We start from the raw sequence: 22,822 nt of genomic DNA, 5'->3' as shown, positions 1-22,822 counted from the left end.
GACCGTTTTTACGGAAAGACCTTAACCATATTGTCTATGTGGAAGCTATTACTTAAGCTCAACTTCTGCTCCTGCTTCTTCCAAAGATTTTTTGATACCTTCTGCTTCATCTTTAGAAACAGCTTCTTTAACAGCTTTTGGTGCGCTATCAACAATCTCTTTAGCATCTTTCAAGCCTAGACCTGTTAATTCTTTTACCAATTTAACAACTGCTAATTTAGAACCACCAGCTGCGGTTAAAATTACATCAAATTCTGATTTTTCTTCAGCGGCTTCTTCACCACCACCAGCTCCACCGCCAGCGGCAACAGCTACAGCAGCAGCTGCAGGCTCGATACCATATTCTTCTTTTAAAATACCAGCCAATTCATTTACCTCTTTTACAGTAAGGTTGACCAATTGTTCTGCAAAATCTTTTAAATCTGCCATTTTTCTATCGTTTAAATAAAATTCTTAAAATATAATTGTTTGTGTGCGTACGTATTATCTTTCAGATAAAGTTTTAATAATCCCGGCTAATTTACCGCCACCAGATTTAAGCCCAGAAATAACATTCTTGGCAGGTGATTGTAATAATCCGATAATATCTCCGATTACCTCTTCTTTTGATTTGATATTAACCAAAGAATCAAGGTTTTCATCTCCAATATAAACTGCCTCTTCAATAAAGGCACCTTTTAATAAAGGTTTATCTGATTTCTTTCTAAAATTCTTAATAAGTTTTGCTGGTGCATTTCCAGTTTCAGAAAGCATTAAAGAGGTATTACCCTTTAACACTTCAGGAAGTTCACCAAACTCCTTATCAGAAGCTTCCATTGCTTTTTCAAGTAATGTGTTTTTGACAACTGCCAGCTTAATATTGGCTTTAAAACACGCTCTTCTTAAATTAGAAGTAGTCAATGCATCTAAACCAGATATATCTGCAAGATATATGTTAGAGTTATCAGCCAACTGTGCAGTCAAATCTTCAATTACCGTTGCTTTTTCTTCTCTTGTCATTGTTTTAATTTTGAACTACTCAGTAATTAAACTGTTTTAGGGTCTAAAGGTACACTCGGGCTCATAGTACTTGACATGAAAACACTTTTCATGTAAACACCCTTTGCCGCAGCTGGCTTCAACTTATTTAAAGTTTCTAAAAGCTCTTTAGCATTTCCAGCTATTTTATCAGCTGAAAATGAAGCTTTACCAATCGCTGCATGTACGATTCCTGTTTTGTCAACTTTGAAATCTATTTTACCAGCTTTTACATCAGATACTGCCTTAGCAACATCCATGGTAACTGTTCCAGTTTTTGGATTAGGCATTAAACCTCTAGGTCCTAAAACTCTACCTAATGGTCCTAATTTACCCATAACGCTAGGCATTGTGATGATGACATCAACATCAGTCCAACCGCCTTTTATTTTATCCAAATATTCATCTAACCCAATAAAATCTGCACCCGCTTCTTTCGCTTCTGCTTCTTTATCTGGTGTTACCAATGCTAAAACTTTTACATCTTTACCAGTACCATGAGGTAGTGTTACTACACCACGTACCATTTGATTAGCTTTTCTAGGATCAACACCTAAACGTACAGCCAAATCAATTGATGCATCAAATTTTACATTAGTTATCTCTTTAATTAAAGCCGATGCCTCGTCAACAGAATACAATTTGTTTCTGTCAATTTTAGATTGAGCTTCTTTTTGATTTTTAGTCAATTTTGCCATTTGAAATTGCTTTTAGATTTTAAAAAGGTCTTTTACCTGCAACCTTTAATCCCATTGATCTAGCAGTTCCAGCAACCATACTCATTGCTGACTCTACAGTAAAAGCATTCAAATCGACCATCTTGTCTTCAGCGATTTGCTTTACTTGATCCCATGAAACAGATCCATTTTTAACTCTGTTAGGTTCGCCTGATCCTTTTTTAATCTTAGCTGCTTCCATCAATTGAACTGCCGCTGGTGGTGTTTTTACAACAAAGTCGAAAGACTTGTCTTTATATACCGTGATAACAACTGGCAATACTTTGCCCTGTTTGTCCTGCGTTCGTGCATTAAATTGCTTACAGAACTCCATGATGTTAACACCGGCAGCACCTAAGGCGGGTCCAACCGGTGGCGACGGATTCGCAGCACCTCCCCTAACTTGTAATTTAACTACCTTATCTACTTCTTTTGCCATTGTTTTTGTTTAAAATGAAAATGTGCTAATTGGAAGCAACACAATTTCTATATATGTAACAGCTCTTGTTAAACTTTTTCTACCTGCATATAACTCAATTCTAAAGGCGTTTTTCTTCCGAAAATCTTAACCATTACTTCGAGTTTACGCTTTTCTTCATTGATTTTTTCCACAGTTCCATTAAAACCGTTGAAAGGACCATCAATAACCTTTATAGTTTCTCCAATCACAAATGGAATAGAGATATTATCAGTATTTACAGCAAGTTCATCAACTTTGCCTAGCATTCTATTAACCTCAGCTTTTCTCAAAGGAACCGGGTCACCTCCTTTAACTTCACCTAAAAAACCAATAACATTGGTGATTGAACGAATGATATGAACCATTTCTCCACCTAAATTGGCTTTAATCATAATATAGCCAGGAAAGTATGTTCTTTCCTTATTGATTTTTTTACCATTCCGAATCTGAATTACCTTCTCGGTTGGCACCAAAACATCTTCTAAGTAGTCAGCAAAACCATGTCTTTCAACCTCACTCTCAATATATCCTTTGATTTTGTTCTCTTGTCCACTTACTGCTCTGACAACGTACCATTTTTTCTCTAATACCTCTGACATCAGCTTATCCTATTAAATTATCAAAATACAACTGAATCAATTTACTAAAGACTGAATCAACACCCCAAGTTGCCAACGCAAATAAAATTGAGAAAACTGCAACGATTACCATAAGACTTGAAGCTTGTTCCCGGCTTAACCAAGTCACGTTATTCTTTAATTCTTCCCAAGATTCTCTAACGTACGTCAACATAAAATAAATTTTTACTCTTTAATGCTTAGCTAATTTTGCTTTGCATAAAACTTATTACCCTATTGGGCTTTAATTTCAAACTGCACGGGCGGAGAGGCTCGAACTCCCGACACCTGGTTTTGGAGACCAGTGCTCTACCAACTGAGCTACGCCCGTAATTGTGGAGCTACATTTTTCCAAATAAAATAGAAATGAACTACACCCGTTTCTATTTACACCGAAAGGTATCCGTCATTTGACGGACACCCTTTTAGCGTAAACTATGATTACAAATATTTTTAATCAGTGATTTCAGTAACCTGACCAGCACCTACAGTTCTACCACCTTCACGGATAGCAAAACGCAGACCAACACTTAGTGCAATTGGCTGAATCAACTCAACTTCAATAGTTAAGTTATCACCAGGCATTACCATTTCAACACCACTTGGCAAAGCAATATTACCAGTTACATCAGTTGTTCTAACATAAAATTGTGGACGATAGTTGTTATGGAATGGCGTGTGACGACCACCTTCTTCTTTTTTCAAGATATAAACCTCAGCTTTAAATTTAGCGTGCGGTGTAACAGAACCTGGTTTACAAATAACCATTCCTCTTTTAATATCAGTCTTTTCAATACCTCTCAAAAGGATACCAACATTATCACCAGCTTCACCTCTATCCAAAATCTTACGGAACATTTCAACACCAGTCACTGTAGAAGCTAGTTTTTCAGCTCCCATACCAATGATATCTACAGCATCACCTGTATTTGCAACACCTGTCTCAATACGACCAGTTGCAACAGTACCACGACCTGTAATAGTAAATACATCTTCTACAGGCATTAAGAAATCTTTATCAACATCTCTTTTTGGAAGTTCAATCCAATCATCAACAGCTGCCATTAATTCCATAACAGTGTCAACCCATTTCTGTTCTCCGTTTAAAGCACCAAGTGCAGAACCAGAAATTACAGGACCGTTGTCTCCATCATACTCATAAAAAGAAAGTAATTCTCTTACTTCCATTTCAACAAGTTCTAAAAGCTCTTCATCATCAACCATGTCAACTTTGTTCAAGAAAACAACAATACGTGGTATACCAACTTGACGTCCTAAGAGGATGTGCTCGCGAGTCTGTGGCATAGGACCATCAGTAGCAGCTACAACCAAAATTGCACCGTCCATTTGAGCAGCACCAGTTACCATGTTCTTAACGTAATCCGCGTGACCTGGACAATCTACGTGCGCATAATGACGATTCGCCGTTGCATACTCAACGTGAGATGTGTTAATTGTAATACCTCTTTCTTTTTCTTCAGGGGCATTATCAATTGAGTCAAAGCTTCTAAGCTCAGACAAACCTGCGTTTGCTAAAACAGTTGTAATAGCCGCAGTTAATGTAGTTTTACCGTGATCTACGTGTCCAATGGTACCAATATTTAAGTGCGGTTTGGAACGATCGAAAGTTTCCTTTGCCATTTTGAAATGATTTTAATCTTAGTTTATATTAGTGTACAAATCGTTTATGAGCCAATGACGAGATTTGAACTCGTGACCTCTTCCTTACCAAGGAAACGCTCTACCCCTGAGCTACACCGGCGTAAAGTGTTGAAACAACTACTTTAACATAGTCCTCCCATTAATTAGGAAGAGATTTCTGCTTTCACAGAAATGACTTTTTAGAGCGGGAGACCGGGTTCGAACCGGCGACATTCAGCTTGGAAGGCTGACGCTCTACCAACTGAGCTACTCCCGCAATTTTTTAATAATTTCAATATTTCAAAACTTAAATTTCAATAAATTCATTTTTTACATGAATTTGAAAATTTAAAACTTAATACTCTTTTGTACTAAGTGGGGAGAGCAGGATTCGAACCTGCGAAGACATAGTCAGCAGATTTACAGTCTGCCCTCGTTGGCCGCTTGAGTATCTCCCCTCACTTGATTTTCAGTATTTTATGAGCCGATGGAGGGACTCGAACCCACGACCTGCTGATTACAAATCAGCTGCTCTAGCCAGCTGAGCTACATCGGCTTATCACCTACTTTTTAGCACAAAAAAAGCCCGTTATTTCTAACGGACTGCAAATGTATATATTTATTCTTTTAATCAAAACAAATTATGAAAAATTTTAATCAAGCATGCGCCCTCATTTTTTCCTTCTTTTTAACTAATTGACGTTCTAATGAACTACAAGCGGAATCAACTGCCTCTTCAAAAGACTTACATTGTTTTTTAACTATAAACTGATCCCTAGGCACATGCACTTTAATTTCAACAATTTTATTTTCCTTTTCACTAGTGTTTTCAACTTTAAGATATACGTCTGAACTGATTACTTTATCATAAAACGTTTCTAGCTTATCCATTCGATTTTGTATAAAATCGATTAGCTTTCCGTCAGCAGCAAAATTTACAGATTGTGCATTTACCTTCATAAATTAAGTATTTAAGTTTGCCGTTAGCAAACAAGTTAAACATTACAAAGAACTTTACTCTTTGTTTCTAGGATGGGCAGTAAGGTGTACTTTCTTTAGTTCGGCAATATTATTATGTGTATATACCTGGGTGGATGCCAAACTCGAGTGGCCCAACAACTCTTTTACCGCATTTAAATCAGCTCCTTTATTTAATAAGTGAGTTGCAAAGGTATGTCTGAGAATATGCGGACTCTTTTTTATCTTAGGTGATATCATACTAAAGTACTTATTTATAACCCTATAAACAAGAGTTTCGTATAATTTATGACCAGATTTTGTCAAAAAAAGAAAAGGCAATTCTTCTTGTAATTCTATCTCAGATCTCCGTAATAGATATGAGTTAAAGAGTAACGACATAGAGGACAATAATGGTATTATCCGTTCCTTATTGCGTTTTCCAAGTACTTTTATAGTTGTTCGTGTGCTATTAATGTCATGTACTTTTAAATTAATAAGTTCTGCCCTTCTCATACCAGTAGCATAAAGCAACTCTATCATTAATTTGTTACGTACACCTTCAAAATCATCCTCAAAAGGTATTTGTTTTAAAACTTTATCCATTTCAATTTCTGAAAAGGGAACCTCAAGCTTCTTTTCTGTTTTCAAAGCTTTATGTTTAGCCAAAGGGTTTTTTTCCAATACACCAATTTTTTGAAGAAACTTGTAGTAACCTTTTAAGGAAGCAATTTTTCTATTAATTGTTCTATTTGAGATTCCGGCATCTACCAATGAAACAACCCAACTTCTAATCAAAGTATATTCTACATCCTTAATAACTTTAAGATCATAAATTCTAAGACAATATTTCTTAAACTCAGTTAAATCTTTTTGATAAGCCTTTACTGTATGCGAAGAATAGTTTTTTTCTATGGATAGATATGATGTAAAGGCCTCTAATGACATGTAGTAAAGTTACAAAGTTCTTCAGAACAGGGTGGAAAGCAAATAAACATATAGTGTTTATAGCAATTGAAACAAAAAAATCCTGTTCAATTAAATTGAACAGGATTTGTATTTTATTTAGAATCTTAAGACTTTAAATTTCTTCTTGATCTCTAAGGCCTTGAATATATTCTGCCTTTTGGATTTCAGCTCTTCGCTTTACTGAAGGTTTCGTAAACTGTTGACGTTTGCGTAATTGACGCATCGTACCCGTTTTATCAAATTTTCTCTTAAAGCGCTTTAAAGCCCTATCGATATTTTCTCCTTCTTTTACTGGTATAATTAACATTGGCTACAACCTCCTTTCTTTAGTACTATTTCCCGTTATAAAACAGGAGTGCAAATATACGAATGAATTTATTTTAAAAAAGAACTATTTCTAGTTTTTTTTAATCCTATTTATTAGGAGACTTATACTCCTTTTTATCAATTACAATTTTTGCAACTATTTCTTTCAAAATTTCAGAAGTACCGCCACCAATAGGGCCTAAACGACTATCTCTTAAAAGTCGAGCCATTGGGTAATCTTCTATGTATCCATAACCTCCTAAAAACTGAAGACAGTTATAAATCACCTCATCGGCTATTTTTGTTGATTTTAACTTAGAGATAGTGGCCTCTTTCACTGCATATTCTCCTTTTTCAAGTTTAGCAACTACAGCATAGTTAAATTGTTTACACATTTCCACATCGGCATATAAATCAACAAAACGATGTCTAAGCGCTTGGTATTTACTTATAGTTTGACCAAAAGCCTCGCGTTCTGACATATAATTCAACGCATACTCCAAAGCATATTCTGCCCTAGCATGAGCATTTATACCCATAGCAAGGCGTTCAAGAGCAAAGGCTTCCATTATAAAGTTAAAACCTGTCCCTTCTTCTCCCATTAAATTTTGAACGGGTACTTTTACATTATCAAAAGCAAGTTCTGCAGTATCTGATGCTCTCCACCCCAATTTATTAAGTTTGTTTGAAGAAACACCGTCACTTTTTAAATCTACTATAATTAAGCTAATTCCCTTATTCCCTGCAGAAACATCAGTCTTAACTGCAAGAATTATATAATCTCCATAAACGCCATTTGTAATAAATGTTTTTGAGCCATTGATAATGTAAAAATCACCTTCTTTAATCGCAGTTGTGCGCATACCCGCAACATCACTACCACCAAAAGGTTCTGTTACACCTAAACAGCCTATTTTATCTCCATTTACACTGGGTATTAAATAGGCCTCTTTCTGTGATTTATTAGCATTTTTATTTAAATGTGTCATAGCCAAATAAACATGAGCCCAAATAGCAGCAGCAAAACCTCCAGAATTTATCTTTTGTAGTTCTTCTAATAAAATCGTCGTATAAAATAAATCAAGTCCAAGACCTTCTTCAGATTCTGGTGTTGCTAAACCAAAATATCCCATGTCAGCAAACTTTTTCCAAATGAAGTTATCTATCTTACCTGTTTCTTCCCATTTATCAATATGTGGAACCACTTCTTTTTGTAGAAAATCTTTAAGACTGGTTCTAAAAAGTTGATGTTCTTCAGTGAAGTACATACTATTCATAGTTGTTTTTTTAAAGAGACAAATATAGGACTATTCTCTCGAGTTTCTCAGCTGGAAAACCTTCAATTAGGGTCAATTGTTCAAAGGATTCTATCCTTCCTTGAAGCTCTCTATGTTCTACAATTTCTATAGCAACTTGATAAGGAATATATACCAAACTACTAATCTCTAATATGGTTGCTGTATTAATATTTATCTTATTAACTGTTGGAGGGTTTAAAACTTGAAATTTTTCTAGCGTACTTTCCACAACATTAGGCTCTAGGCCATAAACATCGTATAGCTGTTCATTTATCAAAAAACCTCCTAGTCTATCTCTAAACTTTATAATGCGAGTAGAAAGCTTATCTCCAATGCCTCTTATTGATTTTAATTGACTGGCACTAGCAGTGTTTAGATTTTGAATTATTGTTTTCTCTTTTCTAGAAATAAATTGCCCTCGCTCTTGGAAACCAACCTTTTCATTCGAGACCCAATTAGGAAATTTAAAAAATGGACTTATAACCCCTAACAAGGAGTCTGAAACTAAAGTTACTTGCTGAAATTCTTCTTTAGAATTGATAAACTTGTTCGTTTCTCTGAATAGATGTAATCTATCAATTTCCTTAGGTGACATTCCTAAAGTATATCCCTTATAATCGCTTATAAAGTTTGGATTAAAAGGAAAAATTCTTAAAACTTTTTTTTGAGAAGCTACTTTTTTAAGACTGTCTATTTTTTTTTGCTCAATTTGATTCAGATGAACGATACTGTCATTTAAAGGATTTGTCTTGATGTAAAAGTAAATTCCTTGTAATACGATAATGAGCAGTATTAAAAAGAAAATCCCACTTCGTTCTTGTTTATTGAACTTAAAGTGGGATTTAAAATTTTTCAATTTTATATATTATTTGCCCATAGTTTTTATCGCACCTAAATATCTATTAAGCTCTTCTTTAACCTTTGGAAAAAGGATAAGTAAACCTATCATATTAGGAAATACCAATGCTAAAATCATTGCATCTGAAAAAGCAAAAACAGCTCCCATGGACGCAGAAGCACCGATTATTATAAATGCTATAAACAAGACTTTGTAACATAAATCTGCGGCCTTGCTTCTTCCAAAAAGATACTTCCAAGACTGTAAACCATAATAAGACCATGAAATCATAGTTGAGATAGCAAAAAGTAGAACAGCAAGCGTTAAAACATATGGAAACCAAGGAATCACCGATTGAAAGGCTTGAGAGGTTAAAGTAACACCACCAACATTCATACCATCAATTAGCACATTTCCTGCACCATCACCGCCATATTCAAATACGCCGCCACTATTATAAAAAATGATAACTAAAGCAGTCATTGTACAAATTACAACGGTATCAATAAAAGGTTCTAATAAGGCAACAATACCTTCACTTGCAGAATACTTTGTTTTTACTGCTGAATGGGCAATAGCTGCAGATCCAGCTCCAGCTTCATTTGAAAACACCGCTCTTCTAAAACCAACAATTAGAACACCAAATAAACCACCTAAACCGGCTTCAGGTGTAAAAGCTCCTTTAAAAATTAGTCCGAATGCATCATCTATATAAGAGAAATTCGCAAAAATCACTATTAGACATGCTATCGCATAAATAACAGCCATAAAAGGAACAATTTTCTCAGTTACCTGAGCAATTCTCTTTATACCACCTATAATAACTACACCAACAACAAGAGCTAAAACTATCCCTATATAAAATCCTGAAGATCCACCTTCCATACCCATCATACCAATCAATTGTTCTGCTGCTTGGTTTGATTGAACTGCATTACCACCACCGAAAGATGCTCCAACACAAAGTATGGCAAAAACCACCGCTAAAAACTTCCCTAAACCTGTAAAGCCTCTTTCTTTAAGACCTCTAGACAAATAATACATTGGGCCGCCATACACAGTGCCATCTTCTCCAACATCACGGTATTGGACACCTAAAGTACATTCAACAAATTTTGTTGACATACTTAAAAGTCCACATAATATCATCCAGAAAGTAGCTCCTGGTCCTCCAATAGCAATAGCTAAAGCTACACCCGCAATGTTTCCTAAACCGACTGTGCCAGAAACTGCAGTTGCCAATGCTTGAAAATGGCTTACTTCACCCTCTTCGCTTTCATCCTTTATGGTGTCAGGTAAATCACCATCCACGATATTAACCTCAGCTTTTTCAACTCCGTGACCCTCTGCCCCTTCTAAATCGTCGTATTTACCTCGAACAACATTTATTGCTAAAGGAAACTTTCTAATATTTATAAAACCAAAATAGACTGTAAAAAATAAAGCTCCTAATACCAGTATTATTACTACCAAAGGAATGCCTGTTCCGGGTACTTGCCAAAAGACTATTCCTTCCCACACAGCGGTAATAGGTTCAAACCAAGCATTAATTCTTTCGTCAAGCCCAGGTTCTGTTGTTTCTTGAGAAAAACTAATGAGTGGTAATAATAATGCAAAAAATGAAAGAAGTCTATACTTCATAATACGTTATTTGGTTATGTTAATTTGACGTAAAGCTGACAATATCCTAAAAAAATTCAATGGAATCAAATTTATTGGATGTTAAACTAATCTAGTTGAAACATTTGATTTAGCTTATCAATTTGTTCAGGACGACCTAAAACAATGACTTTACCTTTTGATTCTAACTGCAAATCGGCTTCTGGATTAATAATATAATGTCCGTCTGGTCTTATGTACCCAATAATTGTACATCCAGTCTTACGCCTTAGGTCTAAATCTCGGATAGAATTACAATCAAGCTGTCCTTTAAAATCCTCAATCTCAACTTCTTCTAAATTAGTGGTGTGCTCACCTTCAACCGATAGCTTATCCATGAAGGTTACGAGATCTGGCATAACCACTAAGGACGCCATATGATCACCTCCAATTTTATCTGGCATAATAACTTTATTCGCACCAGCAAATTCAAGTTTTTTAACGGAGTTGACTTGCGAGGCTCTGCTTATAATAAATAGGTCTTTATTCATTTGTCGGGCAGAAAGTACCACGAAAAGATTAATAGCATCATCAGGGAGAGCAGCAACCAAATATTGAGCTTTATCAATACCGGCCTCAAGCAATACTTCGTCCTCATTGACATCGCCTTCAACAAAAAGAATTTCTTCTTCATTAGCTTCAATCAACTCTTTACTTTTTTCAATTACCACAAATGGTTTATTGTAAGCTGTAAGTTTCTCTGCAGCTTGTCGCCCATTCCTTCCATAACCACAGACTACAATGTGATTTGATAAACTCTTAATTTTATTTTTCACTCTTTTTTTCTTTAAAAGCTGTAAAGAATTTCTACTCAGTATATATTCTGAAATCACTGAAATAGCAAAACCAAAAATAAAAACGCTACTTACTATTAAAAATACGGTAAATATTTGTGCGTTGGAATCTAAAGGTCGGACTTCTTTAAAACCAACTGTAGTTACAGTAATTATTGTCATATAAATTGACTCAACCCATGTAAAGTCAGTTATTATCCGATATCCAAAAACCCCAACCAAAAAAATTGCTACCATCATGGTTAGTGCAATTGTAATTTTTGAACGGAATAGTCTAAACATAATTACAAATCAAATACTGAAGTTCGTTTGGTATAAACTAGGTCTTTTATCTTCAACCAAAAAGCAATAAAAAGATATAATGCAAAACCAAAGCCCAAAGTGGCAAAGGTTAGATATATAAAAGTTGTTCTTACAACACGGGCTCGAATTCCCCAACGCTCGGCAATTCTTCTGCAAACTTCGAATCCTCTTTTTTGAAAATAATATAAGATGTCATAAATCCACCGCATAATCAAAATTAGGTATTTCGATTTAAAAGCTTGACTCCAATAAAACATTTCAAACATTCATTTTTTGTGCAATAACAATTATATAATTGAATTTTTGATTGACTTTCTAAAGCATTAAACGTTTTTTCTCCAATTTTATCAAAACCAGTGATAATAAAATTGCTTTCAGGTTTTAAGGTTGAAATCAACCCAATCAGCTCATCGTTAATTTCTTTTCCATGTTTTTTGGCATAACAGAACTTTAATGGAATAACTGTATTAATTATTAATAAATCAATTAAATTTTTAGTCATTGTTTTAGAACTAACTTTTGATTCTTTTCCAAAGGTGAAATGACTTTTCCAATAGTCGCTTGCAGAAACTTTTAAAATTGATTCCATTCTAGTCACTGAATTAGAATTGATTAAATCATCAAACAAGTTATGGTTTAAACTATATAGATTGGCAATTTGAGACAAACGAATTGTTGGGAAATTATGGGGCCTGAGGCCAAACATTTCTGGGGATTGAACATGTTTAGTTCTTAGTTCAAATTTGATTGATTGATAGTTAAATTCCTTTTTAAGTTCTAAATAGTAGGTATCTGTCAACTCAGGTTTATCTAATAAACCCGACATGCCAAATAAAACACTTTCTAACCCAAGAGTATTGTTTTGTAGTTTTCGAACAATTGAAAAATCTAATGCCTGTGCTAATGAATAAAAAGAATCTGAATTAAGATTAAGGCCAAAATTCTTTAAGAGCATGGTAAACAAAACTTTTTCCCAATCATTATTAGTTTGCTCAAGAAGACTAAAAACCAAACTCGTCTTTTGTTCCAGACGTTCAAAATAAAGATTATGGTACCAGTTTTCTAATAAAAAAGAATCCATCTCTGAAAAATTCTTTTCGCAGTTAATAAATTTTCTTTTTGAATTATTCAATAAACCTTGGTAGGAATTAAGCAACTCATCTGGTACGATGCTTTTTAAAACCAATGTTGGTATTTCAGTCTTGTCTTTTCTAAAAACGGCAATATCATCTTCCCATACCACATGAAGTATTACATTGTCATATTTATCATCCAATTCATGACTATGAGCATACCAATCAGAAGATTTTAGATGTATTTCAACATTACCAACCCATATTTGATTATTAATTACAATTTTTGAGTTGAAAAAATCAGGCCCTCCCTTGTGATTATGATTTCCGGGTAAGAGCACTTGTACTTGCTCACCCTTTGATGACTCAAGTTTATTTGTAGTGAATTTTTGTGTCTTCCAGATAAAATGAAGTAAATCTTCACGCATGGAACTAAAATAGAAAATAGTTTACCAATTACCTGCGTAAGTTAAATTATCACTTGAGTTTGTATTAAAATAAGCTCTTTTAAGAGCATTTATTTGTCTAATATGCAAAAAGTCATGCGCTAACCAATTCTCTAAAAATGTTTTCGCCGACATAGCTCCTTTTTCTGGGTGTATTGTTGAAAGTTCCCATGATACTGTCTTTAGCCCTTTTAACCAAATCACGGATTGATTTCGTTCTTCTAGAAACTTTAATAATATCTCTTGAAAATTTTGATGTAAATATTGGTGGTCAATAGGCCAGGTTGTTGGACTAATCGGTTTAAAAGAAAATTCTGGAGTTTCTAGAATATGTTTTATTCTAGTTCTAAAATCATAAACTTCTTCATCTAATAAATGACAAATAATCTCTAAAAGGCACCAAGATTCGGAATTTATCTTAAAAAGTTCAAGCTCTTTTGGTATACCGGAAAGACTAGCTTGAAAAACATGGTAGTTTTGTTCTATTTGAGATATAATGTCATATGGAAATCTCAAAGATTAACAACTTCTCCTTCCCAATTCATAAAACCACCATCTAAATTAAATGTATTTTCAATTCCAATACTATTTAATATGGCACAAGCCTGCCCACTGCGATTACCTGAACGACAATAGACATAGTAATTTTTAGAAGTATCCAATTTTTGAATTTCATCCATAAAACCTTGTCCCAAGTAAATATCAATGTTAGTAGCATTTGCAATAGCTCCTTCTTCGAGTTCTTCGGGCGTACGAACGTCTAAAACAAAAGCATTATCGTCATTTTTCAATTGTTCGGTCCACTCTTCTTGTGTCAAATCCATCTTAATCTTATAATTAGGTTTCAAAAATAAAAGTCAATATCTAGAACTCAATGATAAATATCATTTTTATTTAAGCTTTTATCGAACAACCTATTGCTCTTGTAGTTTTTATCTCTATTTCTTTCCCTGAAAGCATATTATCAACGGCTATTTCTACAAATTTCTCTTCTACCTGACTTTCGTCTTGGTAGTTATCGTCTATAGCTCCAATGTATCTAACGATATTACCAACCTTGGTTTTCTCTAATAAATAAACATGAGGAGTGCGTTGTGCACCGTATTTTGGATAAATCTTTTGTCCTTCATCAAAAAGATAAGGAAACGTAAAGCCTTTTTCTTGTGCACGAACCTTCATCCCTTCAAAACTATCTCCAGATTGGATTTCTGGATTATTAGGGTTTATGGCAACTACTGGCACACCCAATGGCTTATATTTTTTGTCTAATGCTATAATTCTATCTTCGTAAGCAACTGCATAAGGGCAGGTATTGCAAGTGAAAATTACCAAGAAACCCTTAGCCTGATTATAATCAGATAAAGAAATCATTTCTCCATTAATATTTTTAAGGGAAAAATCAGAAGCGACGTCTCCTACTTTATATCCCAGAAGAATTGGATTGTCATTTTTAACAAATGCTGTCAAAATGAACAACATTGTAACTAATCCAAAAGACTTTAAATTTCTCATAGCTTAATTTATGAATTTGTTTAACTCCGTATTCAACTCCTCATAGGTGAATCCATGAGGGTAAAAAATCCTTTTGTCCCTATTATAAATCAAAGTAGCAGGGATACCTCCTTGCCAATTTTTATCAATTTTAGGAATCCAGTCGTTCATTTTAGGATCATCTAAAATAACTACCTCACCTTTTAATTCATTCGCTTCAACAAATGGCACCAACCTTTTTTCCCACATTGTAGGCATATCTAAGCTTACCAGAAGCATTTCTACACCATTTTCTTTTTGTTCTTCAAACGTTTTTTCAAAAGAAGGCATCTCTTCAACACAGGGCTTACACCAAGTAGCCCAAAAGTTGATAATATATGTTTTGTCGTCTTTTCTATTCAATAAAGGCTCTAAACCTTCATAATCATAAATTGGAAAATCTACTGTACTAGTTTCATTATGAATTTCTAGTTCGGTGTCATTGATTTCTTTCTCTTTATTCTTTTTATCCGCAGCTGAATTACATCCATAGATAAAAAAGGTAAAAAAAACGATTAAATAAAGTGGCTTCATACCAGTGATTTAAGGCTTAAAATTAATCAATGAAGTTTTCTCCATTTTAATTTTAACAAAAGATTAGCGAGTGTCGTTAACTGTAAATTAAAATAATCAATATACATTTGTATATACAATTGTTGTAATAACATGAATGTAGAAGAAATTATTAAAACGAAGAAAGAGATTCCGTTAGGGACAAGAACAATAATTCATTTATCTCTGGTTAATAATAAGCTAAAGGAAACTATGGGTAATGCTCTTAAACCTTTTGAAGTTTCACTACAACAGTTTAATGTTTTACGTATTTTGAGAGGGCAAAAAGGACAGCCAGCCAATCTTTCTACTTTAAATGAACGCATGGTTTCAAAGATGAGTAATACAACGAGATTAGTTGATAAATTAATTTTAAAGGGGTATGTAAAGCGCTGTGTCTGTGAATCAAATAGACGAAAAGTTGAAATTTTTATTACCGGACAAGGTGAAAATGTTTTGGTAAAAATGAGTGAATCAATGAAAAATGCTGAAAGTGACGCTCTTAAAAATTTTACTGCAAAAGAATTAGAGAATTTAAATAGATTATTAGATAAGTTTTAGAATGAATAGTATAATAGAAAATAGGACTTGGCGCTATGCCACCAAGAAATTTGATAACACTAAAAAGGTCTCTGAAGAAGATTTAGCACTCTTAATAGAGGCTACGCGATTAAGTTCTTCATCTTATGGTCTTCAACCCTATCATATTTTTGTTATTACGGACCAGGAGATAAAAGATAAACTTAGACCTGTTTCTTGGAATCAATCTCAGATTACCGATGCATCACATATTATTGTCTTTGCAAACAAAACGGATTTCGGACCTGAATTGATGGATGATTATTTAAAAAATGTATCTGAAACCCGTAATATTTCAGAAGAAGGATTAAAAGGATACGGGGATTTTATGAAATCTAAATTGCTTGATTTGAGTTTAGAAAGCAAGGCAAATTGGACTGAGAAACAGACATATATCGCCTTGGGCAATTTAATGCAAGCAGCTGCAGAGCTAAAAATTGATACTTGCCCAATGGAAGGATTTGAAGCTGATAAATACAATACTATTTTAGGCCTATCAGAAAAAAACTTGAATGCCTCAGTTGCATTGCCTATTGGCTATCGTTCCGTAGAAGATGAAACTCAGCATTACGCCAAAGTACGTCAATCAAAAGAAGAATTATTTACATATATATAAATTATTAAATCTAGTAAACACAATTAATTTTAAAATCATGAAAAAGAACGTTTTAAGTTTAGCCCTAACCGTAATTTTTGGTGCCACTGCAATTGCTGGTCCTGTTGAAGGAGAAAAAAAAGAAGTGAAAACTGACGCAAGTACAGTCACATGGAAAGCCTATAAAGTTACGGGCTCTCATACCGGTACAATCGCCCTTAAGTCAGGTGCACTTATGTTTGATGAAGGTAAATTAACAGGCGGTGAATTCACTGTAGATATGACCACCATTAATACCACTGATTTAGAAGGTGGCGCAAAAGGAAAACTAGATGGTCATTTACATTCTGATGATTTCTTTGCTACAGCTTCTAATCCAACTTCCAATTTGGTATTTACCAATGTAGAAGCTTCTGGAAAGAACTCTTACAAAGTAACAGGTGATTTGACCATAAAAGGTATTACTAAACCAGTAACATTTGATGTTTCTGTTTACGGGAGTAAAGCAACTGCAACTTTAAAAGTAGATAGAGCACAGTACAATGTAAAATATGGTTCAGGAAGTTTCTTTGACGATTTAGGAGACAAGACCATCTATGATGAATTTGATTTAGTGGTTGATTTAGAATTCTAAGTCATTCATAAACTTTGAAAAAGAAAAGGAAAATATCCTGCCTAATGGCAGGATATTTTTTTATCACAGAACTTTGTTTGAAAGTTTAAAATACATTTCTATATTTGAACCAATGAAAACATTGAATAACACTTGGTGGTGGAATACTTTACGACAACATTCGTGAACTAGTCCCTATTTAAAAATATATAAAGGCTTGTCATCACGACAAGCCTTTTTCAATTTATAGCATTACTTATGGCCTTTGAACTTAAAACATATTACAAAAAGATTTTAGCGGACACTATAACACCGGTAAGCGTTTATCTTAAAATACGTGATAAATACCCTAACAGTATCTTGCTAGAAAGTAGTGATTATCATGCAAATGACAATAGTTTCTCATATATCTGCTGTAACCCAATTGCTTCCATTAAAATTGAAAATGAAGTGATTGTTAAAGAGTTTCCTGACGGAGCTATAGAAAAAATTGAAATCACGAAAAATATTGACGTAACAAAAGAAATTGACGCATTCAGTAGACAATTCAATATCGAAAATCAAGATTTCAAATTTATTACAAATGGTTTATTTGGCTTCATGGCATATGACGCCGTAAGATATTTTGAAGATGTAGCTATATCAAAAAAGGAGAATTCAGTTGTCATTCCCGATATTTATTATGCTGTTTATCAAAACATTATTGCTATCAATCATTTTAAAAACGAAGCTTATCTTTTTGCGCATTGCTATGATTCAGAAAATAATATCGCGGAAATTGAACAAGTACTTAAAGCTAGAAGTTTTGCCTCTTATAATTTTTCTAAAGAAGGTTCAGTTAAAACCAATTTAGAAGATGATGCTTTTAAAGAACATGTTGCATTGGCAAAAAAGCATTGTCAACGCGGAGATGTTTTTCAGTTGGTGTTGTCTAGAAGATTTTCTCAAAGATTTAAAGGAGATGAATTCAATGTTTACAGAGCGTTACGCTCTATAAATCCATCACCTTACTTATTCTTTTTCGACTATGGTGATTTTAAAATTTTTGGAAGTTCACCAGAAGCTCAAATTATTGTTAAAGATGGAAAAGCAGAAATTCACCCTATTGCAGGCACCTATAAAAGGACAGGCAATGATGAAAAAGATGCAGAATTGGCAAAACAATTAGCTCAAGATGATAAAGAAAATAGCGAGCATGTAATGTTAGTTGATTTGGCTAGAAATGACTTGAGTAGAAATGGAAATTTGGTAAATGTGGAGACCTATAGAGAAGTTCAATATTTTTCACATGTAATTCATTTAGTGTCCAAAGTTACGGGTATGAAAAAACCAGATCTAGCTACCTTAAAAATTGTCGCAGATACTTTTCCCGCAGGTACCTTGAGTGGGGCACCAAAACACAGGGCTATGCAGCTCATTGAAAAGTATGAAAAAACTAGTAGAGGGTATTATGGAGGTGCTATTGGTTTTATGGACTTTTCAGGCAACTTCAATCATGCAATTATGATAAGAACTTTTTTAAGTAAAAACCATGAATTACATTTTCAGGCTGGAGCAGGGTTAGTTGCCGCCTCAGATGCTGAAGATGAATTACAAGAAACTTATAATAAACTGGGAGCATTAAACAAGGCTCTTGAAATTGCTGAAACTATCTAGATGAAAAGAGAGATTTTAATGATAGATAATTACGATAGTTTCACTTTTAATCTAGTGCACTATTTAGAAGACCTAGGTTGCACTTTAGTAGTCAAAAGAAATGATCAACTGACCCTCGATGAAGTCGATGATTTTGATGAAATGGTTTTATCTCCAGGTCCCGGAATTCCTGATGAAGCTGGGCTATTAAAACAAATAATTAAAAAATATGGCCCAAGCAAGCGCATGTTTGGGGTCTGTTTAGGTCAGCAAGCTATTGGTGAAGTTTATGGTGGTAAGCTAATAAATCTTGATAAAGTTTATCATGGTGTATCGACCAAAATAGATATTATTCAAGATGATTACATCTTCAAAAACCTTCCTCAAAAATTAGAAGTGGGAAGATACCATTCATGGGTTGTTCAAGAAGATTTACCCGATTGTTTAGAGGCAACCTCACTCGATAAGAATGGTCAAATAATGTCACTCAGACATAAAGAATTTGATATCAGAGCAGTTCAATTTCATCCGGAATCAGTACTAACACCGAATGGAAAACAAATTTTAAAAAATTGGTTAAATCGCGGATAGATGAAAGAAATATTGAATAGACTTATTAATCATGAAATTCTTGAAAAAGAAGATGCTAAAAGGGTATTGGTTAATATAGCTAAAGGGGATTATAATACTAGTCAGATTGCGGCTTTCTTAACTGTTTATATGATGCGAAGCGTCACTATAGAAGAGTTAGAGGGTTTCCGAGATGCTTTATTAGAACTTTGTATGGCAGTAGATCTATCAGCTTATAACCCTATTGATTTATGTGGAACTGGTGGAGATGGTAAAGATACTTTCAATATTTCAACATTAGCCTCATTTGTAACAGCTGGGGCTGGAATTAAGGTGACTAAACACGGTAATTATGGGGTTTCTTCCAAATGCGGAAGTAGCAATGTAATGGAGTTTTTAGGTATCAAATTTAGCAATGAAGCTGATTTTTTAACCAAATCAATTGAAGAAGCCGGCATTTGTGTATTACATGCTCCTTTGTTTCATCCAGCAATGAAGAATGTTGCTCCTATTCGCAAAGAACTAGCAGTTAAAACCTTTTTCAATATGCTAGGCCCGATGGTAAACCCGGCTTTTCCTAAAAACCAAATGGTTGGGGTTTTTAATTTAGAATTAGCACGAATGTACGGTTACTTATATCAAAATACAGATAAGAATTTTACTGTGCTACATGCTCTAGATGGTTATGATGAAATAAGTCTGACTGGTGATACAAAAACCATTTCTAATGGTTCTGAAGGTATTATTAAACCTGCTGATTTTGGTTTAAACGCTATAGGTGCCAACGAAATTGTTGGTGGAGAAGATGTTGCAGCATCAGCTCAAATTTTCTTAAATATATTAAATGGTAATGGCAGCGAAGCACAAAACAACGTCGTTTGTGCGAACGCAGGTGTTGCTATAGCAACAGTCGAAGAAATCTCGGTAAAGGACGGATTTGAGAAAGCTAAAGAATCATTGTTGAATGGTAATGGTTCAATAGCTCTAAAAAAGTTACAGAAAATTAGTGCCTCATGAATATTTTAGATAAAATAGTAGCTGATAAAAGAAATGAGGTTGAACTTAAAAAAAGTTTAATTCCTGCTTCACAATTAGAACAATCCAATCTTTTTGAAAGAAGTGGACAATCTTTAGCTTCCGCTTTACGAAAAAGCAATACTGGTATCATTGCCGAACACAAACGTCGGTCACCTTCTAAACAAACCATAAATCAAAATACCAATGTCGGCTTAGTTGCTAGAGCTTATGAAAATGCCGGTGTTTGTGGAATGAGTGTTTTAACTGACATTAAGTATTTTGGTGGTTCTTTAGAAGATTTACTGTTGGCAAGGGCGTCTGTAACAATGCCACTTTTACGAAAAGAGTTTATTATTGATGAGTATCAAATTTTAGAAGCTAAAGCGAACGGTGCTGATGTGATTCTTTTAATAGCCGCAGTATTGTCAAAACATGAGATAAAAGCATTTTCTGAATTAGCCAAAAGTTTAGATTTAGAAGTCTTGCTTGAAGTGCATAATGAAGAAGAGTTACATAAATCTATCATGCCAAGTTTAGATATGCTAGGAATTAATAATCGTGATTTAAAGACTTTTAATGTGAGTTTGGACACTAGCAAGCATCTTTCCGCTTTAATCCCAGATGATTTTGTAAAAGTTTCTGAAAGCGGAATTAGCTCTATTAAGGCCATTAAGGAATTAAAAGAATATGATTATCAAGGTTTTCTTATTGGCGAGAACTTTATGAAAGCTGAAAATCCTGGGAAAGCTGCTAATGCATTTATACAAAATTTAGTGAAATGAAACTGAAAGTGTGCGGAATGAAATATAATCCTGAGACGGTTGCAAAATTACAGCCTGACTATTTGGGTTTTATATTTTGGGAATCATCTTCACGCTATTTTGATAAAGAATTTCCTTCTCTTGCTTCAGGAATTAAAAAGGTAGGTGTTTTTGTTGATGAAAAAATCGAAGAGGTTATCAGATTGACTTTGAAACATAAATTGGATGCAGTTCAATTTCATGGCAATGAATCTATTGACTATTTGAAAAAATTTAAAAAGGCGGAAGCATTCAAGTTAAACGAGGCGGATATACTCGTTAAATCGTGGGAGTGCAAAATCACGAAGATTATCAAAGTGTTCTCCATCAAGAATGAATTTGATTTTTCGGTTTTACAACCTTTCGAAGAAGTCTGTGATTACTTCTTATTTGATACAAAAGGAAAATTACCTGGGGGAAACGGATATACCTTCGATTGGTCCATTCTAGAAAATTATCCATCAACCAAACCCTATTTTTTAAGTGGTGGCATTGGATTAAATAATTTAAGACAGATTGAAGAATTTCTAAAAAAACCGGAATCAAAGTACTGTCATGCCATTGATGTAAATAGTCGATTTGAAGATGAACCTGGATTAAAAAATATTGATGATTTAAAAAAATTTAAAAAAATTGTAATTGACAACCAATGACTTATCACGCTGACGAAAAAGGATATTATGGTGAATTTGGTGGTGCATTCATTCCTGAAATGCTCTACCCAAATGTAGAAGAATTACGACAAAACTATGTGCAAATTATGTATGAAGAGTCCTTTCAAAAGGAATTTCACCAACTGCTCAAAGATTACGTCGGTAGGCCTTCTCCATTGTATTTCGCCAAACGATTATCTGAAAAACATAACTGTAAGGTCTACTTAAAACGAGAAGACTTAAACCACACTGGTGCTCATAAGGTAAATAATACCATAGGTCAAATTTTAATGGCTCAAAAGCTAGGTAAAACTCGAATCATTGCTGAGACCGGAGCTGGCCAACATGGCGTCGCAACTGCCACAGTTTGCGCATTAATGGGAATGAAGTGTATTGTTTACATGGGCGAAATTGATATTGCACGTCAGGCTCCAAATGTGGCTCGAATGAAAATGTTAGGGGCAGAAGTACGACCTGCTTTATCAGGCAGTAGAACTTTAAAAGATGCAACTAATGAAGCTATTCGTGATTGGATTAACAATCCTGTTGACACGCATTACATAATTGGTTCCGCTATTGGTCCTCACCCTTACCCTGATATGGTCACCAGGTTCCAGTCTATAATTTCCGAAGAAATTAAATGGCAATTAAAAGAAAAAGAAGGTCGTGAAAATCCTGATTATGTGGTTGCCTGTATTGGAGGTGGCAGTAATGCCGCTGGAACTTATCATCATTTTTTAGATGAACCAGAAGTTGGAATCATTGCTGTTGAAGCTGCTGGCAAGGGTGTTGAAACCGGTGAAAGTGCCGCAACTTCAGCTTTAGGTAAAGTAGGTATCATACATGGTTGTAAAACCATGTTAATGCAAACTTTAGATGGTCAAATAACAGAGCCTTATTCTATCTCTGCAGGTTTGGATTATCCAGGTGTAGGTCCAATGCATTCGCATTTATTCAAATCGGGTCGAGCTGAGTTTTATTCTGCCACGGATGATGAAGCCATGACCGCTGGATTAGAATTATCTCAATTAGAAGGTATTATTCCGGCAATTGAAACGGGACATGCATTTGCCATTTTTTCACATAAAGTCTTTAAACCGAATGATGTAGTTGTAATCAGTTTGTCAGGTCGTGGTGATAAAGATTTGCAAACCTATATAGACTATTTTAAGTTAGCTTAAATT

At 34.3% G+C, this 22,822-nt stretch carries 29 protein-coding genes and 5 tRNA genes; 9 read left to right on the top strand and 25 right to left on the bottom strand.

The genetic code is table 11. The features are described from left to right. Positions 1-48: 48 nt before the first annotated feature. The 25 genes from rplL to RM520_RS14790 all read right to left on the bottom strand — a co-directional run bounded on the left by rplL (position 49) and on the right by RM520_RS14790 (position 15,158). A complete protein-coding gene (gene rplL / locus RM520_RS14910; protein WP_311386487.1) occupies positions 49-429 on the bottom strand; it encodes a 50S ribosomal protein L7/L12 in 381 nt (126 codons plus the stop codon). A 54-nt stretch (positions 430-483) separates the two neighbouring features. Continuing rightward, on the bottom strand, positions 484-999 hold the full coding sequence (gene rplJ / locus RM520_RS14905; protein ID WP_311386486.1) for a 50S ribosomal protein L10: 516 nt from the start codon (positions 997-999) through the stop codon (positions 484-486). 26 nt (positions 1,000-1,025) lie between these two features. Next, a complete protein-coding gene (gene rplA, locus RM520_RS14900; RefSeq protein WP_311386485.1) occupies positions 1,026-1,715 on the bottom strand; it encodes a 50S ribosomal protein L1 in 690 nt (229 codons plus the stop codon). A gap of 19 nt (positions 1,716-1,734) precedes the next feature. Next, entirely contained in the window at positions 1,735-2,172 is a 438-nt protein-coding gene (rplK, locus tag RM520_RS14895) for a 50S ribosomal protein L11 (protein WP_311386484.1), read from the bottom strand. 68 nt (positions 2,173-2,240) lie between these two features. After that, positions 2,241-2,792, bottom strand: coding sequence for a transcription termination/antitermination protein NusG (gene nusG, locus RM520_RS14890; protein WP_311386483.1), 552 nt, complete (start codon positions 2,790-2,792; stop codon positions 2,241-2,243). A 4-nt stretch (positions 2,793-2,796) separates the two neighbouring features. Beyond that, positions 2,797-2,985 (bottom strand): preprotein translocase subunit SecE, encoded by a 189-nt coding sequence (gene secE / locus RM520_RS14885; protein WP_311386482.1) that lies wholly within the window; start codon positions 2,983-2,985, stop codon positions 2,797-2,799. Positions 2,986-3,068: 83 nt separating this feature from the next. After that, a tRNA-Trp gene (locus RM520_RS14880) sits at positions 3,069-3,141 on the bottom strand. Positions 3,142-3,263: 122 nt separating this feature from the next. Next, positions 3,264-4,451 (bottom strand): elongation factor Tu, encoded by a 1,188-nt coding sequence (gene tuf / locus RM520_RS14875; protein ID WP_311386481.1) that lies wholly within the window; start codon positions 4,449-4,451, stop codon positions 3,264-3,266. A gap of 49 nt (positions 4,452-4,500) precedes the next feature. Beyond that, positions 4,501-4,572: transfer RNA gene (locus tag RM520_RS14870), tRNA-Thr, on the bottom strand. An 83-nt stretch (positions 4,573-4,655) separates the two neighbouring features. Then, positions 4,656-4,728, bottom strand: a tRNA-Gly gene (locus RM520_RS14865). A gap of 99 nt (positions 4,729-4,827) precedes the next feature. Beyond that, positions 4,828-4,909, bottom strand: a tRNA-Tyr gene (locus RM520_RS14860). A 24-nt stretch (positions 4,910-4,933) separates the two neighbouring features. Further along, a tRNA-Thr gene (locus RM520_RS14855) sits at positions 4,934-5,007 on the bottom strand. Positions 5,008-5,108: 101 nt separating this feature from the next. Beyond that, positions 5,109-5,411, bottom strand: coding sequence for a ribosome hibernation-promoting factor, HPF/YfiA family (gene hpf, locus RM520_RS14850; protein ID WP_311386480.1), 303 nt, complete (start codon positions 5,409-5,411; stop codon positions 5,109-5,111). Positions 5,412-5,465: 54 nt separating this feature from the next. Further along, positions 5,466-6,356, bottom strand: a complete 891-nt coding sequence (locus RM520_RS14845; RefSeq protein WP_311388519.1) for a tyrosine-type recombinase/integrase — start codon at positions 6,354-6,356, stop codon at positions 5,466-5,468. 133 nt (positions 6,357-6,489) lie between these two features. After that, on the bottom strand, positions 6,490-6,684 hold the full coding sequence (gene rpsU / locus RM520_RS14840; RefSeq protein ID WP_055393644.1) for a 30S ribosomal protein S21: 195 nt from the start codon (positions 6,682-6,684) through the stop codon (positions 6,490-6,492). Between the two features lie 106 nt (positions 6,685-6,790). After that, the gene (locus RM520_RS14835; protein WP_311386478.1) at positions 6,791-7,960 is read right to left on the bottom strand and encodes an acyl-CoA dehydrogenase family protein; all 1,170 of its coding nucleotides are present in this window, start codon (positions 7,958-7,960) and stop codon (positions 6,791-6,793) included. A 10-nt stretch (positions 7,961-7,970) separates the two neighbouring features. Further along, on the bottom strand, positions 7,971-8,837 hold the full coding sequence (locus RM520_RS14830) for a ComEA family DNA-binding protein (RefSeq protein WP_311388518.1): 867 nt from the start codon (positions 8,835-8,837) through the stop codon (positions 7,971-7,973). A gap of 9 nt (positions 8,838-8,846) precedes the next feature. Continuing rightward, positions 8,847-10,460: an alanine/glycine:cation symporter family protein gene (locus tag RM520_RS14825; RefSeq protein ID WP_311386476.1), complete on the bottom strand. Its 1,614-nt coding sequence runs from the start codon at positions 10,458-10,460 to the stop codon at positions 8,847-8,849. Positions 10,461-10,546: 86 nt separating this feature from the next. Further along, positions 10,547-11,554, bottom strand: coding sequence for a potassium channel family protein (locus RM520_RS14820; protein ID WP_311388517.1), 1,008 nt, complete (start codon positions 11,552-11,554; stop codon positions 10,547-10,549). 2 nt (positions 11,555-11,556) lie between these two features. After that, the gene (locus tag RM520_RS14815) at positions 11,557-11,784 is read right to left on the bottom strand and encodes a PspC domain-containing protein (RefSeq protein ID WP_311386474.1); all 228 of its coding nucleotides are present in this window, start codon (positions 11,782-11,784) and stop codon (positions 11,557-11,559) included. A gap of 8 nt (positions 11,785-11,792) precedes the next feature. Further along, the gene (locus RM520_RS14810) at positions 11,793-13,076 is read right to left on the bottom strand and encodes a DUF2851 family protein (RefSeq protein WP_311388516.1); all 1,284 of its coding nucleotides are present in this window, start codon (positions 13,074-13,076) and stop codon (positions 11,793-11,795) included. 21 nt (positions 13,077-13,097) lie between these two features. Beyond that, a complete protein-coding gene (locus RM520_RS14805) occupies positions 13,098-13,610 on the bottom strand; it encodes a DinB family protein (RefSeq protein ID WP_311386472.1) in 513 nt (170 codons plus the stop codon). Beyond that, complete coding sequence (locus RM520_RS14800) at positions 13,607-13,918, bottom strand: rhodanese-like domain-containing protein (RefSeq protein WP_311386471.1); 312 nt, start codon at positions 13,916-13,918, stop codon at positions 13,607-13,609. The genes RM520_RS14805 and RM520_RS14800 overlap by 4 nt, the downstream gene beginning before the upstream one ends. Positions 13,919-13,988: 70 nt before the next feature. Further along, positions 13,989-14,606: a thioredoxin family protein gene (locus tag RM520_RS14795; protein WP_311388515.1), complete on the bottom strand. Its 618-nt coding sequence runs from the start codon at positions 14,604-14,606 to the stop codon at positions 13,989-13,991. Between the two features lie 3 nt (positions 14,607-14,609). Continuing rightward, a complete protein-coding gene (locus RM520_RS14790; RefSeq protein WP_311386469.1) occupies positions 14,610-15,158 on the bottom strand; it encodes a TlpA disulfide reductase family protein in 549 nt (182 codons plus the stop codon). Between the two features lie 132 nt (positions 15,159-15,290). On the opposite strand from RM520_RS14790, the gene RM520_RS14785 reads away from it, so the two are divergent. The 9 genes from RM520_RS14785 (at position 15,291) to trpB (ending at position 22,819) form a co-directional block, all read left to right on the top strand. Continuing rightward, a complete protein-coding gene (locus RM520_RS14785; protein WP_311386468.1) occupies positions 15,291-15,737 on the top strand; it encodes a MarR family winged helix-turn-helix transcriptional regulator in 447 nt (148 codons plus the stop codon). Between the two features lies 1 nt (position 15,738). Continuing rightward, positions 15,739-16,371: an NAD(P)H-dependent oxidoreductase gene (locus RM520_RS14780; protein ID WP_311386467.1), complete on the top strand. Its 633-nt coding sequence runs from the start codon at positions 15,739-15,741 to the stop codon at positions 16,369-16,371. Positions 16,372-16,408: 37 nt separating this feature from the next. Beyond that, positions 16,409-16,984: a YceI family protein gene (locus RM520_RS14775; protein ID WP_311386466.1), complete on the top strand. Its 576-nt coding sequence runs from the start codon at positions 16,409-16,411 to the stop codon at positions 16,982-16,984. 237 nt (positions 16,985-17,221) lie between these two features. Continuing rightward, entirely contained in the window at positions 17,222-18,619 is a 1,398-nt protein-coding gene (locus RM520_RS14770; protein ID WP_311388514.1) for an anthranilate synthase component I family protein, read from the top strand. Further along, complete coding sequence (locus RM520_RS14765; protein ID WP_311386464.1) at positions 18,620-19,189, top strand: anthranilate synthase component II; 570 nt, start codon at positions 18,620-18,622, stop codon at positions 19,187-19,189. After that, the gene (gene trpD / locus RM520_RS14760) at positions 19,190-20,185 is read left to right on the top strand and encodes an anthranilate phosphoribosyltransferase (protein WP_311386463.1); all 996 of its coding nucleotides are present in this window, start codon (positions 19,190-19,192) and stop codon (positions 20,183-20,185) included. After that, the gene (trpC, locus tag RM520_RS14755) at positions 20,182-20,967 is read left to right on the top strand and encodes an indole-3-glycerol phosphate synthase TrpC (RefSeq protein ID WP_311386462.1); all 786 of its coding nucleotides are present in this window, start codon (positions 20,182-20,184) and stop codon (positions 20,965-20,967) included. Before trpD ends, trpC begins: the two co-directional genes overlap by 4 nt. Next, the gene (locus tag RM520_RS14750; protein ID WP_311388513.1) at positions 20,964-21,638 is read left to right on the top strand and encodes a phosphoribosylanthranilate isomerase; all 675 of its coding nucleotides are present in this window, start codon (positions 20,964-20,966) and stop codon (positions 21,636-21,638) included. The genes trpC and RM520_RS14750 overlap by 4 nt, the downstream gene beginning before the upstream one ends. Further along, positions 21,635-22,819: a tryptophan synthase subunit beta gene (gene trpB / locus RM520_RS14745; protein WP_311388512.1), complete on the top strand. Its 1,185-nt coding sequence runs from the start codon at positions 21,635-21,637 to the stop codon at positions 22,817-22,819. The genes RM520_RS14750 and trpB overlap by 4 nt, the downstream gene beginning before the upstream one ends. Positions 22,820-22,822 lie beyond the last annotated feature (3 nt).

This window comes from Croceitalea vernalis (assembly GCF_031846405.1).
Lineage (GTDB): Bacteria > Bacteroidota > Bacteroidia > Flavobacteriales > Flavobacteriaceae > Croceitalea > Croceitalea vernalis.
This window is presented reverse-complemented; position numbering and strand designations above follow the sequence as displayed.